Origin of the sequence: Microbispora hainanensis, assembly GCF_036186745.1 — a bacterium.
GTDB lineage: Bacteria > Actinomycetota > Actinomycetes > Streptosporangiales > Streptosporangiaceae > Microbispora.
The window spans coordinates 3,106,258-3,118,298 of sequence record NZ_CP108086.1 but is presented as its reverse complement, the minus strand read 5'-3'; the positions used below and the strand labels follow the sequence as shown (position 1 = coordinate 3,118,298).

Sequence of the window (12,041 nt, the reverse complement as noted above, 5' to 3'; positions counted from 1 at the left end):
GTCAGACGAGCACGTTGCCGCCGTCCACGGTCAGGACGGTTCCGGTGGCGAACGGCTCCGTCATCAGGAACAGATAGGCGCGGGCGATGTCCTCGACCTCGCCGACCCGCCCCGCCGGGATCGAGGCGCCGATGCCGGCGTACATCCGCTCGCGCTCCTCCTCTCCCATCGCCGACCACAGCGGCGACCGCACGAAGCCGGGCGACACGACGTTCACCCTGACGGGCGCGAGCTCGACGGCCAGCGCCTTCGTCAGTGCCTCCATGGCGCCGCAGATGCTCGCCGCGACCGCCCAGCCCGGGCCCGGCCGGTCCTTGGCGATGCCGGTCGTGAGGGTGATCGAGCCGTCCTTGCGCAGGTACGGCAGGGCGGCGCGGACCGCCCCCAGCGCGCCGAAGTAACGCAGCCCGAAGAAGTCGCGTGCCGCGTCGAGGTCGAGCGTGTCCACCGGCATCATCGTCAGCGGCTCACCGGCCGTGTAGACGAGGTGGGAGAACTCGCCCAGGTCCTCGAAGAGCCGGCCCACGGCCCGCGCGTCGGTGAGGTCGGCGACCCGGCCCTCGCAGCCGTCCGGCAGCAGGCTCAGCGCCCGCTCGACGCTGGAAGGCCTGCTGGAGGCGACCGTGACCACGGCGCCCTGTCGCGCGACCGACTCCGCGGTGGCCAGTCCGATGCCCGATGTGCCGCCGAGCACGACGACGCGCTGCCCCTGCAGATCCATGACTCGTCCTTGTGGTTAGGGGATCTCAACCCCTTCAGGATGGGCCCGCCCCGGCGCCGCCGTCCAAGACCCTCTGCCTCGCCTGTAATACCCTGAGGGCATCAGAGCCGAGAGGATGCGCTGGTGGACGTCGATCTACGAAAGCTGCGATATTTCGTCGCGGTGGCCGAGCGGCTGCACTTCGGACGGGCGGCCGAGGCGTTGCACATCGCGCAGCCCGTGCTGTCGCGCCAGATCCGGGCGCTGGAGAGCGAGCTGAAGGTGCAGCTCTTCGTGCGCGACAGGCGGGCCACCGAGCTCACCCGCGCGGGCGAGCAACTGCTCGCCGACGCCCGCCCGCTGCTGGCCTCGGCCGAGGCGCTGCGCCGGCGGGTCGGCCGCGCCGCACGCGGCGCCGACACCTTCACCGTGGGGTTCATGCCCGGGCTGATCGTCACTCCGGCGGTCCGGGCGCTGCGCGAACGCCACCCCGGCCTGACGGTGGAGGTCGTCCGTACGACCTGGGACGACCAGGCCGACGCCATCCGCGACGGGCGGGTGGACATCGGCTATGTGCGCCTGCCGATCGACCAGCGCGGGCTGCGCGTGCGGCCGCTGATGGACGAGCCGCGCGTCGCCGTGCTGCCCTCCGGTCACCGTCTGGCGGGCAAGGACGCGATCGGCATCGCCGACCTCGCCGACGAGCACCTCCTCCAGCACCCCGACGCCGTGCCCGAGTGGCGCGACGTCGCGACCGAGCTGCGGGGCTCGGCTCCGCGTCGCCCCGCGCCGGTCTTCCACGCCGTGGAGGAGAAGCTCGAACACGTCGCCGCGGGCCACGGCATCATCGTCCTGCCTCTGTCGGTGGTGACCTTCTACACCCGGCCCGACGTCACCTACGTGCCGGTCGCCGACATCCCGCCCAACCAGGTGTGCCTGGCCTGGGACAGCTCCCGCCGCACCCCGCTGATCGGCGAGTTCGCCGCCATCGCGGCGGCGACGGCGGCCTGACCGAGGCTGACGCCGCCGTCGTTCGGGGGGACGCGGTGGTGGGTGAGCACCGTGAAGCCGCGCTCCTCCAGCAGGGTCACGGCCCGGCCGAGCAGCAGCAGGTTCTGGAACACCCCGCCGGACAGCGCGACCGTGGACAGGCCGCAGGCCGTCCTGATCAGCGCGCAGCCGTCGGCGACGACGCGGGCCACGGCGTTGTGGAACCGCGCGGCGACGACGTCGCGGGGCACGCCCGCCCGCAGATCGTCGGCGACCGCGCGGACCAGCTCCGCGCCCGGCACGGTGAACCCCGCTCCCGTCTCGACGAGGCGGCAGGGGTAGGCGTCGTCCACCCCGGGATCGGCGAGCTGCTCGAACTCGACCGCGGCCTGGCCCTCGTAGGTGATCGCGTCGCGGACCCCCGCGACCGCCGCCACCGCGTCGAACAGGCGGCCCATGCTGGAGGTGAGAGGCGAGTTGACGCCCCGGCGGGCCAGCGCGACGACGGCCGCCCACTGCCCGGCGTTGCGCCGTACGACGTCCAGGTCTTCGGGGACGTCGCCGTCGTAGGCGAGGTCGAGATAGACGGCGGCCATGCGCCAGGGCTGCCGGATCGCGGTCACGCCCCCGGGCATCGGCACCGGCGCGAGGTGGCCCGCCCGTTCGAAGCCGGTCAGGTCGGCGACGAGGAACTCGCCGCCCCACAGCGTGCCGTCCGCGCCGTAGCCGAGGCCGTCGAAGGCCACTCCCGCGACCGGGCCCGCGACCGTGCAATCGACGCCGTTGTCGGCCAGGCAGGACGCGATGTGGGCGTGGTGGTGCTGCACGCCGACGAGGTCCGCGTCCTGGTCGAGCGCCCACTTGGTGGACAGATAGTCGGGGTGCAGGTCGTGCGCGACGATCTCGGGCGTGATGTCGAACAGCCGCCGGAAATGCTCGACTCCCTCGGTGAACGACCGCAGGGTCTCGTAGTTCTCCAGGTCGCCGATGTGGTGGGAGACGAACGCGCGGTCACCCTTGACCAGGCAGAACGTGTGCTTCAGCTCGGCGCCGCAGGCGAGCACGGGCCGGGCCGCCGCGACGGCGAGCGGCAGCGGGTGGGGCACGTATCCCCGCGACCGCCTGATCGGCAGGTCACGGCCCCGGAAGACCCGTACGACCGAGTCGTCCGTACGGATGTGGATGGGGCGGTCGTGGGTCAGGAAGGCGTCGGCGATGCCGCCGAGCCGTTCCAGGACGTCGTCGTCCCGGTAGGCGATCGGCTCGTCGGACACGTTTCCGCTGGTCAGCACGATCGGCTCACCAACCCCCCGGAGCAGCAGGTGGTGCAGCGGGGTGTACGGCAGCAGCACCCCCAGCCACCGGTTGCCGGGTGCCACGGACGGCGCCACGAGTAAGTCATCGAGCCGCCGCAGCAGCACGACGGGGCGGGCGGGGCCGGTCAGCAGGCGCTCCTCGGCCGGGTCCACCACGCACAGCCGCCGCGCCGCGGCCAGGTCGCCGGTCATCACCGCGAACGGCTTGTCCTCGCGGTGCTTGCGCGACCGCAGCGCGGCCACGGCGGGTTCGTCCGCCGCGAGCGCCGCCAGATGATAGCCGCCGAGTCCCTTGACCGCCAGCACGCCGCCCTCCCGCAGCAGCCGTACTGCCCGCGCGAGCGGATCACCGGGTCCCTCGGGACCCACGAACCGCAGCAGGGGGCCGCAGGCGGGGCAGCACACGGGCTGGGCGTGGAAGCGCCGGTCGCCGGGGTCGTGATATTCGCGGGCGCAGTCCGCGCACATCCGGAAGCCCGCCATCGTGGTGGTGGCCCGGTCGTAGGGCACGTCGCGGACGATGGTGAAGCGCGGGCCGCAGCCGGTGCAGTTGGTGAAGGCGTAGCCGCACCTGCGGTCGGCCGGGTCGCTCAGGTCGCGCACGCAGGCGTCGCAGGTCGCCACGTCCGGCGAGACGAGCGCGTGCCGGTCCCCACCGGCCGCGCTCGGCGCGATCACGAATGTGCCGCGGCCGGTGACGGGCGCCGGGGCCGTGCTGATCCGCTCGATGACCGCCAGCGGCGGCGGGTCGCCGGTCAGCGCGGCCAGGAACTCCTCGACCGGCGCGCTGCCGCCCTCGACCTCGATGAAGACCCCGCGTTCGTCGTTGCCGACCACCCCGGCGAGGCCGAGCCGCGTGGCGAGGCCGTACACGAAGGGCCGGAAGCCGACCCCCTGCACGATCCCCTCGATCCGGACGGCGACGGCACGCCTGCTCACCCGCCCATTGTCTCAGCCCGGATATCAGGCGGGCAGGTCGAGCACGTCGTCGAGGGCGACGACCTCGATCAGGTGGCGCAGATAGGGGGTGAGGGCGACGATCCGGAAGGCCGTCCCGCGCTCCTGCGCGCCGGTGTAGGCGTCCATCACCACCGCCATGCCCGACGAGTCGATGAACTTCAGCCCCGCCAGGTCGAGTTCGAGCACGCCGACGCCCTCCGCGAGCGCCTTGGCCACCTCTGCGGACGCCTCGTCCGCCGTGGTGAAGTCGAGCTCGCCGGTCATCACCAGGCGCGCCGTGCCGGGCTCGGGAGTGAGCGACTCGACCCGGAACGCGGGCGTGTCCTGCATCAGACCCTCGTCTCTGCTCGTTGATCGGCACATGCCGCGGCGACGCCCTCGTCCAGCACCAGGCGGGTGTCGGGGCAGTCCGTCAGCACATCATGGAGAGCACGCAGCCCGCGCACGACGGACTCCGCGGGCACGTTCCTGGCCGCCAGGACCTGGCAGGTCCAGGTGACGAAGCCGGTGAACAGCGCGGGGTCGTGGACGTACATCGCGGCGATCAGATAGTCGGCGATGTGACCGAGATCCTCGCCGGTGTCGTCCCCGAGCCTGTCCATGACGCGGGACAGCAGTTCGGCGCGGTGCCGGGCCAGATAGGCGTACTCCTCGCCGCCGAGACGGGCCGCGGCGGCGCCGTCGTGGGCGGCGGGAAACGACGGCAGCCCGGCGGCGAGCCGGTCGGCCGCGGCGTCGGCGCTGGGCGCCCAGGCGTCCGCGCCGAGCAGGCGGGCGTAGCGGCCGTCGGCGCCGAACCCCGCCCCACCGGCCAGCACGGGAACGCCCACGGCCTGGCAGGCCGAGATGGTGGCGTGCGCGCGGGGCAGCCGGGTGGCCAGTGTGCAGCCGAGCGCGACCACGTCGGGCCCGGTCTGGTGCAGGTGGGTGATCAGGTGCGGGCCGGGCACGCTGGCCCCCAGGAAGTCGACCCGCCATCCCCGCAGACGCAGCACCTCCGCCATGATGCGGGCGGGCAGCGCGTGATATTCGCCGTCGGCGCAGGCCACGGCCACCCGGCCGCGGGTCGCCGCGGGCCGTACGCGCCCGCTGACGGCGGCCACGACGCGCTCGCTGACCGCGGTCGCGCCGTGCTCGCGCGCGACCGTCCACTCGTTCGACGCCCACAGCTCGCCCACCCGGCGCTGGCCGGCGGCGACGACCCGCAGCAGCGCGTCCTCGGCGGGCACGCCCTCGTCGATCAGGCCCAGGACCAGGTCGACCGCGCCGTACTCGTCGGCCCGGCCGATCAGGTCCAGGTAGTGCTCCGTCGCCGCCGCCAGGTCCGTCGTCACCATGTCGTCACCCCTGCCGTCACCCCTGTCTCCCCGCGCGTACGGCGAGCAGGGCGCGGTCGTCCTGCAAGCCGGTGGCAGGAGCGCCGCCCAGCCATTCCGTGCTGAGTTGTTCCAGCCGTTCCACCAGGGCCTCGACCGGCATTCCCGCGCAGGTGGCGAGCGCCGCCTTCAGCCGTTCCTCACCGAACATTTCCCGGCCGCTCGGGCCGCCGAACGCCTCGGTGATGCCGTCGCTGTACAGCAGGCACACCTCGCCGGGTGCGAGATCGAGTGTGACGGGCCACAGGCTGATCTGCTTCAACGCGCCGAGGATGGACCCCCGCGCGGCGACCTCCTCCACCGTGCCGTCCCGGCGCAGGACCAGCGGTGGCGGGTGCCCGGCCACAGCCAGGTCCACCAGCACGTGATCGCCGGGTGCGGCGCGCAGCGCGGCCAGGATCATCGTCACGTACGAGTGCGGCGACGGGGAGGCGAGCAGCGACCGGTTCAGCAGTTCGAGCAGCCGGTCGGTGCGGCTTTCCAGCAGCAGCAGCGTGCGCAGGCTGTGGCGGACCTGACCGGCCAGGACCGCCGCGCGGGCGCCCTTGCCGCAGACGTCGCCCAGGATGACCAGCGGCGGCCGCTCCACGATCCCGTCGCCGGTAGCCGCGTCGGGCAGGTAGACGTCGTAGAAGTCGCCGCCGATGGCGCCGGCCTGCTGCGAGGCCCGCAGCCGGCCCGCCACCCGCATGCCCTCGATCTCCGGCAGGTCCGGCGGCAGCAGATCACCGGTCAGGATGGCGTTGATCGTGCTCTGCTCCCGGAACAGGGAGGCCGCGGAGATCGCGGCACCGGCCCGGATCGCGAGGTCGCGCGCCATCCTCTGGTCGTCGTCGCAGAACGGCGGCCGCCCAGCACGGCGGGCGAGCACGATCGCCCCGGCGGGCACGCCGTTGCCGGGCAGCGGGAGCACCAGCAGGTGGCCCAGGGGCCCGAACCCCTCCGGCAGCAGCCACTCCGGCGCGCCGCCCGGATCCTGCAGCCCTGTGTCTCTTGGGACATGCAGCCCTGTGCCACCGTGCCGCAGGCCCGCGAGCGCGTCGGTCAGGCCGGGCACCTCCGCCGCCTCGGCGGCCGGCAGAGTGCCCTCCTCCGCGCCGGGCCGGCCGGAGACGGCGCGCACCCACTCCATCCGGCGGCGGGCGGTGGACGGCAGCAGCACGACCGCCATGTCGCACAGGAAGTCGGCGGCCAGCTCCGTCGCGGCCCTGGCGCACCGGTGCGGGTTGAGCGAGGCGGACAGGCGGCGGCCGGCCTCCAGCAGGAACTCGGTCCGCGGCGCCGCGTCCAGATCGGAGAGATACCAGGCGAGGCGGCCGTCGCCGACCGCTTCGGCGCGAATCCGGATCGCCCGGCCGCCGTGGATCATGGTCCGGCCTTCGGGGGCGGACGGGACGGGCCCGAGCGGCGCGGGCGCGGGCAGGCCCGGCTCGACTCCGGGCATCAGGCGGACCGCCGCCGCGTTGACCAGCGTCACGACGCCGTCAGCGTCGCACAGCACGATGCCCTCGGCGCTGCCGTCGAGCAGCGCCGTCAGGAGGTCGGGAGCCGGCCTGACCGCCCCATGTGGCGGGCCTGCCGAACCGGTGGCGCCTTTCACCTGTGCGTTCCCGTCATGGTGGCCCCCGATTCCTGTCAGTTACTCCAGGGTACCTTTGCCCCTCCTCTGCCCGGATGCGCCGATGTGGAAGGTGCCCGCGCTCACTCGGAGGGGTCGTCCTGTAGCAGGACGAGGGCGGCGGCGCCGAACAGCCCGGCGTCGCGTCCCAGGGAGGTCGGGTCCACCCGCAGGCGTCGCAGGAAGCCGAGCCCGGCGTTCCTCTCGATCGCCCGCCTGAGCGGGCCGAACAGAATCGGCCCCGCGGCGGCCACGCCCCCTCCGATGACGACGTGGTCGAGGTCGAACAGGGCGGACGCCGTGAGCACGGCGGTGGCCAGCGCGTCGGCCGCGCGCCGGAAGGCGGTCACGGCGGTGGGGTGCCCGGTCCGGGCGTCGGCGGCCAGCGCCCTGGCATCCGCACCGGTCCAGCCGTTCGCGGTGGCCCAGCGGACCATGCCGGGCCCGCTCGCGATGGTCTCGACGCAGCCGACGCCGCCGCAGGGGCACGGCTCGCCGCCGGGATCGACGGTGATGTGGCCGATGTGCCCGGCGTTGCCGGTCGGGCCGACGTACGGCACGCCGTCGAGGACGAGGCCGCCGCCGACGCCGGTGGAGACCACCATGCCGAGCATGGCCCGGCTCCGCGCCGCGCCGTCGCCGCCCAGGCCGCGCCACCACTCCCCGAGTGCCATGCACTGGGCGTCTCCAGCGAGCCGTACGGGCCGGCCGGGCAGCACCTCGCGGAGCGTGTCGACCAGCGGGAACTCGCGCCAGGCCGGGATGTTCACCGGGCTGACCGTGCCCTTGCGGGGGTCGAGCGGCCCGGCCGAGCCCACTCCGATGCCGTCGAGCCGGGCGGGCGGCACGCGCTCGGTGATCCGGCCCACGACCTCGGACAGCGTACGGTCGGCCGACCCGGGGCCGCCCAGCGGCACCTCGGCGCGGGCCAGCATCTCGCCGTCGGGCGCGACGGCCGCGGCGGCGAACTTCGTGCCGCCGATGTCCACCGCGAGGACGGTCATCGCCGCATCCCCAGCCCCTCCATCGCCATACTTAACCGGATAAGGTGCGGCCAAGGTATTGGGTGGGCCACCACCACGTCAACGGCTGATCACCTGTGTGATCCCTACGGTACTCCCGCGAGTCTCCGCCTCCGCGAGAAGGCCCGGCCAGCGCGGGTGACCGGCCCGTCGCGGGGTACGCCGCGAGTGATCGGCCGAACCGGTTAAGCACGAAAGGTTCACTACAAGATGGGGGTATCCGTAATTCCGATGGGTTAGGTAGGGTTAGCGGGTGCATTTCGACTACACCATGGCGATCGGCTCGTTCCTGGTCGCCGTCGTCGTCGGCCTGACCGGTATGGGCGGCGGGGCCCTGATGACGCCCATGCTCGTGACGTTCTTCGGCGTGCCGCCCCTCGCCGCCGTCTCCAGCGACCTCGTCGCCGCCGCCGTCATGAAACCGGTGGGCAGTCTCGTGCACCTGCGCCGGGGCACGGTCAACCTGCGGCTCGTCGCCTGGCTGTGCGCGGGCTCGGTCCCCGCGGCGTTCTGCGGGGTGCTCATCGCCCGCGCGCTGGGCCGGGGCGAGGCCGTGCAGGAGGTGATCGAGAAGGGTCTCGGCATCGCCCTGCTCATCGCGGCCGGGGGCCTGGCCGTACGCGGCTATCTCGCGATGCGCGACCGCGCCGAGGGCCGCACCCCGGAGACCGGCCGCCGCACCGCCGCTCCCGGCGAACCGGCCGCGACCGAGATGCCCTCCGTCGCCGTACGGCCGCTGCCGACCGCACTGGTGGGAGCCGTCGGCGGGCTCGTGGTCGGGATCACCTCGGTCGGCTCCGGCTCCCTGATCATCGTGGCCCTGCTGGCGCTCTATCCCGCCCTGAAGGCCAACCAGCTCGTCGGCACCGACCTTGTGCAGGCCGTGCCGCTCGTCATGTCGGCCGCGCTCGGGCACCTGCTGTTCGGCGAGTTCACGCTGTCGATCACGGTCGCGCTGCTGGTGGGGTCAATCCCCGGCGTCTACCTCGGCTCGCGGATCTCCTCACGCGCCCCCGGCGGGCTGATCCGCCGCGTCCTGGCGTTCGTGCTGCTCGCCTCGGCGCTGAAGATGTTCGGCGCCGGCAACACCCAGACCATCTGGGCGCTGGTCGCCGTGCTGCTGCTCGCCCCGGCGTTCTGGATGGTCCTGCGGGTGCGGTGCGGCCTGCCCGCGCTCCCCTGGAGGCGGGAGGCCCAGACCTCGTCTCACGTCTGAAGATCACGCAGGGCGGGCAGGAGCTCCTTCTCCGACCACTCGAAGAACTCCCGCTGGCGCTCCCGTCCGATCTGCACGAGCGCGATGTGGGTGAAACCGGCCTCGGCGTACTTCCGTACGGCCTCGACCACGGCCCCGGGATCCGCGCCGCAGGGCACCTTCTCCGCCACGTCCTCCGGCCGCACGGTCTCGGTGGCGGCGGCGAAGTTGACCGGCGCGGGCAGCTCCGACATGACCTTCCAGCCGGCCACCGACCAGCGCCACAGGCGGTGCGCGCGTTCGACCGCGGCGTCCCTGTCGGGGTCGTAGCAGACGGCGAGCTGGCCGTAGACGGGCTTGCCCTCGCCGCCGGACGCCGCGAACCTCTCCACCAGCGACCCGTCCGGGTCCGTCGCCACGAGGCCGTCGCCGAGCTCGGCCGCGATGTCCACCGACTGGTCGCCGGACGCGGCGACCGCGACGGGCACCGGCCGTTCCGGCAGATCGAACAGGCGGGCCGAGTCGATGTCGAAATACTCGCCGCGATAGTTGCGGTAGCCGCCCTGGAAGAGCTCCTTGATGACCTCGATGGCCTCGCGGAACATCTCGTGCCTGGTGTTGACCGGCGGCCAGCCGTGCCCGATCACGTGCTCGTTCAGGTTCTCGCCCGCGCCCACGCCGAGGGTGAAGCGGCCGTCGCTGAGCACCCCCATCGTGGCGGCCTTCTGCGCCACCACCGCCGGGTGATACCGCATGATCGGGCACGTCACGTACGTCATCAGCGGCAGCCGCTCGGTGGTCTGCGCCACCGCGCCCAGCACCGACCAGGCGTACGGAGAGTGGCCCATCTCCTCCAGCCACGGGAAGTAGTGGTCGGAGACGACCGCGTAGCCGAAGCCCGCCCGCTCGGCGGCGACCGCGTCCTCCACCAGCTCCTTGGCGGGCGACTGCTCGGACATGAGGGTGAATCCGATCTCTGCCATACGACGACCCCTACCCATGTCCGTACGGCCGATGACTCGAACAGCGAGGCGCCCGGCCGAGCCCGTTCAGAGCGCCCGGTGGTACTGGACCGGCCAGCGCCCACGCGCGCCGAGCTCGCCCGCCGCGTCGTTCGGCCAGTAGGGGTTGCGCAGCAGCTCACGCCCGAGCATCACCGCGTCGGCCTGCCCGGAGGCCACGATCTCCTCCGCGTGGCGCGGCTCGGTGATGAGCCCGACGGCCGAGGCGGCGATGTCCGTCTCCGCCTTCACCCGGGCCGCGAACGGCACCTGATAACCCGGTTCCAGGGGGATGCGGGCACCCGGCACGTTGCCGCCCGTCGAGACGTCGAGCAGATCCACCCCGTGGGCGAGCAGCTCCTTGGCCAGCCGTACGGTGTCGCCGGCCGTCCAGCCCTCGCGGGGGTCCTCGGGGTTCTCGCTCAGCCAGTCGGTGGCCGAGACCCGGAAGAACACCGGCAGCTCGTCCGGCCACACGGCGCGCACCGCGTCGGCCACCTCGAGCGCGAGGCGAGCCCGGTTCTCGAAAGTGCCGCCGTACGCGTCGGTGCGCCGGTTGCTGAACGGCGACAGGAACTCGTGGATCAGGTAGCCGTGGGCGCCGTGGATCTCCACCACCGTGAAGCCCGCCGCGAGCGCGCGGCGGGCGGCCGCGGCGAAGGCGTCCACCAGCCGCCGGATCTCCGCCTCGCTCAGCTCCTCCGGCACCGGATAGCCATCGTCGAAGGGGATGGAGCTGGGCGCGACCGGCCGCCACCCGTGGTCATCGGGGCCGACCGGCCCGCCGCCCCGCCACGGGAGGCCGGTGGACGCCTTGCGCCCGGCGTGGGCGAGCTGGATGCCGGGCACCGCGCCCTGCTCGGTGACGAACCGGGTGATGCGGCCGAACGCCTCCTGCTGGCGCTCGTTCCACAGCCCGAGATCGGCGGGGCTGATCCGGCCCTCCGGGGAGACGGCCGTGGCCTCGACGATGATCAAACCGGCCCCGCCCGCCGCCCGGGAGCCGAGGTGGGCGAGATGCCAGTCGGTGGGGACGCCCTGCCCGGGCCCCTCCATCGCCGCGCTGTACTGGCACATCGGCGGCATCCAGACGCGGTTGGGAATGGTCAGGTCCCGCAGTTTCAGGGGCTCGAACAACGCGCTCACGCCGCTCTCCTCTCGTCACGGTCCTCATCACGGCGACCTTTGTACGATAACCTTCGTAGTACGAGAGATGTCAAACTACGACGAACGTCGTACAAGGAGGGCCGCGATGACGCCCCAGCCCCGGACGCTCGACCACCCGGATCCCTCCGAGATCCGGCTGGAGGCCGTCCTGCACGCGCTGTCCGATCCCGTACGCCTCCAGGTGGTGCGCTTCCTCGCCGGCAACGGCGAATCCTCCTGCTCGGCGATCGACCTCGCGGTCAGCAAGTCGACGACCACCCACCACTTCCGCGTGCTCCGCGAGGCGGGCGTGATCAGGCAGGTCTACCGGGGGACCGCGAAGATGAGCTCGCTGCGCCGGGAGGATCTCGACGCCCTCTTCCCCGGCCTGCTCGACACCGTCGTCCGCGCGTACGACGCCCAGGCCGCCAGGGCGACGTAACCGTCCAAACCAACTTGACCAGTTACGCACTTTGCCGTACCTTTGTGACTGGCTAAGAAATCTAAGACAGTTACAACGGCGAGCTGGACGGTAATGATGTTCTACGACTACTCCCTGGCCACCGAGCGCCTCACGGAGTTGCACCGCGAGGCCGACGACGCCCGCGTCGCCAACCGCCTGGTCGCGGCCCGGCGCTGGTCACGCCTCGCGTCCTGGGCACAGCGTCACGCCCACAGGGCGAGCCGCGACCTCGGCTGACGGCCGTCACCGCATCG

Annotated in this window: 12 protein-coding genes; 4 read left to right on the top strand and 8 right to left on the bottom strand. The window is 73.0% G+C overall.

From position 1 onward, the window contains the following. Nucleotide 1: 1 nt before the first annotated feature. Entirely contained in the window at nt 2–721 is a 720-nt protein-coding gene (locus OHB01_RS14745; protein ID WP_328855523.1) for an SDR family oxidoreductase, read from the bottom strand. A 123-nt stretch (nt 722–844) separates the two neighbouring features. Here OHB01_RS14745 and OHB01_RS14740 point away from each other — a divergent pair, with 123 nt between their 5' ends. Beyond that, nucleotides 845–1,711, top strand: coding sequence for a LysR family transcriptional regulator (locus OHB01_RS14740; protein WP_142651962.1), 867 nt, complete (start codon nt 845–847; stop codon nt 1,709–1,711). On the opposite strand, the gene hypF is transcribed toward OHB01_RS14740, so the two are convergent. From hypF to OHB01_RS14715, 5 genes are all read right to left on the bottom strand, one after another. Continuing rightward, entirely contained in the window at nt 1,597–3,945 is a 2,349-nt protein-coding gene (hypF, locus tag OHB01_RS14735) for a carbamoyltransferase HypF (protein ID WP_328855522.1), read from the bottom strand. The genes OHB01_RS14740 and hypF overlap by 115 nt on opposite strands. Nucleotides 3,946–3,969: 24 nt before the next feature. Next, nucleotides 3,970–4,296: an STAS domain-containing protein gene (locus tag OHB01_RS14730; protein ID WP_328855521.1), complete on the bottom strand. Its 327-nt coding sequence runs from the start codon at nt 4,294–4,296 to the stop codon at nt 3,970–3,972. Further along, nucleotides 4,296–5,303, bottom strand: a complete 1,008-nt coding sequence (locus OHB01_RS14725) for a cobalamin B12-binding domain-containing protein (RefSeq protein WP_142651965.1) — start codon at nt 5,301–5,303, stop codon at nt 4,296–4,298. The genes OHB01_RS14730 and OHB01_RS14725 overlap by 1 nt, the downstream gene beginning before the upstream one ends. 16 nt (nt 5,304–5,319) lie before the next feature. After that, entirely contained in the window at nt 5,320–6,942 is a 1,623-nt protein-coding gene (locus OHB01_RS14720; protein WP_328855520.1) for a PP2C family protein-serine/threonine phosphatase, read from the bottom strand. Nucleotides 6,943–7,043: 101 nt separating this feature from the next. Next, nucleotides 7,044–7,964 (bottom strand): ROK family protein, encoded by a 921-nt coding sequence (locus OHB01_RS14715; RefSeq protein WP_142651967.1) that lies wholly within the window; start codon nt 7,962–7,964, stop codon nt 7,044–7,046. Nucleotides 7,965–8,235: 271 nt separating this feature from the next. On the opposite strand from OHB01_RS14715, the gene OHB01_RS14710 reads away from it, so the two are divergent. Then, on the top strand, nt 8,236–9,198 hold the full coding sequence (locus tag OHB01_RS14710; protein WP_260617538.1) for a sulfite exporter TauE/SafE family protein: 963 nt from the start codon (nt 8,236–8,238) through the stop codon (nt 9,196–9,198). Here the strand turns inward: OHB01_RS14710 and OHB01_RS14705 are convergent. Together OHB01_RS14705 and OHB01_RS14700 are read right to left on the bottom strand one after the other, a co-directional pair. After that, nucleotides 9,189–10,160 carry an LLM class F420-dependent oxidoreductase gene (locus OHB01_RS14705; RefSeq protein WP_147945133.1) on the bottom strand — a complete coding sequence of 324 codons (972 nt, stop codon included), beginning with the start codon at nt 10,158–10,160 and terminating at the stop codon, nt 9,189–9,191. The genes OHB01_RS14710 and OHB01_RS14705 overlap by 10 nt on opposite strands. 66 nt (nt 10,161–10,226) lie before the next feature. After that, nucleotides 10,227–11,324 (bottom strand): NADH:flavin oxidoreductase/NADH oxidase, encoded by a 1,098-nt coding sequence (locus OHB01_RS14700; RefSeq protein WP_328855519.1) that lies wholly within the window; start codon nt 11,322–11,324, stop codon nt 10,227–10,229. Nucleotides 11,325–11,430: 106 nt separating this feature from the next. On the opposite strand from OHB01_RS14700, the gene OHB01_RS14695 reads away from it, so the two are divergent. Continuing rightward, entirely contained in the window at nt 11,431–11,766 is a 336-nt protein-coding gene (locus OHB01_RS14695; protein ID WP_142651970.1) for an ArsR/SmtB family transcription factor, read from the top strand. Nucleotides 11,767–11,859: 93 nt separating this feature from the next. Further along, entirely contained in the window at nt 11,860–12,024 is a 165-nt protein-coding gene (locus OHB01_RS14690; protein ID WP_168066566.1) for a hypothetical protein, read from the top strand. Nucleotides 12,025–12,041 lie beyond the last annotated feature (17 nt).

Coding starts and splice junctions, on each gene's coding strand:
- OHB01_RS14730 (WP_328855521.1), bottom strand. CDS start 4,296: ATGCAGGACACGCCCGCGTTCCGGGTCGAGTCGCTCACTCCCGAGCCC.
- OHB01_RS14690 (WP_168066566.1), top strand. CDS start 11,860: ATGATGTTCTACGACTACTCCCTGGCCACCGAGCGCCTCACGGAGTTG.
- OHB01_RS14725 (WP_142651965.1), bottom strand. CDS start 5,303: ATGGTGACGACGGACCTGGCGGCGGCGACGGAGCACTACCTGGACCTG.
- OHB01_RS14705 (WP_147945133.1), bottom strand. CDS start 10,160: ATGGCAGAGATCGGATTCACCCTCATGTCCGAGCAGTCGCCCGCCAAG.
- OHB01_RS14695 (WP_142651970.1), top strand. CDS start 11,431: ATGACGCCCCAGCCCCGGACGCTCGACCACCCGGATCCCTCCGAGATC.
- OHB01_RS14745 (WP_328855523.1), bottom strand. CDS start 721: ATGGATCTGCAGGGGCAGCGCGTCGTCGTGCTCGGCGGCACATCGGGC.
- OHB01_RS14715 (WP_142651967.1), bottom strand. CDS start 7,964: ATGACCGTCCTCGCGGTGGACATCGGCGGCACGAAGTTCGCCGCCGCG.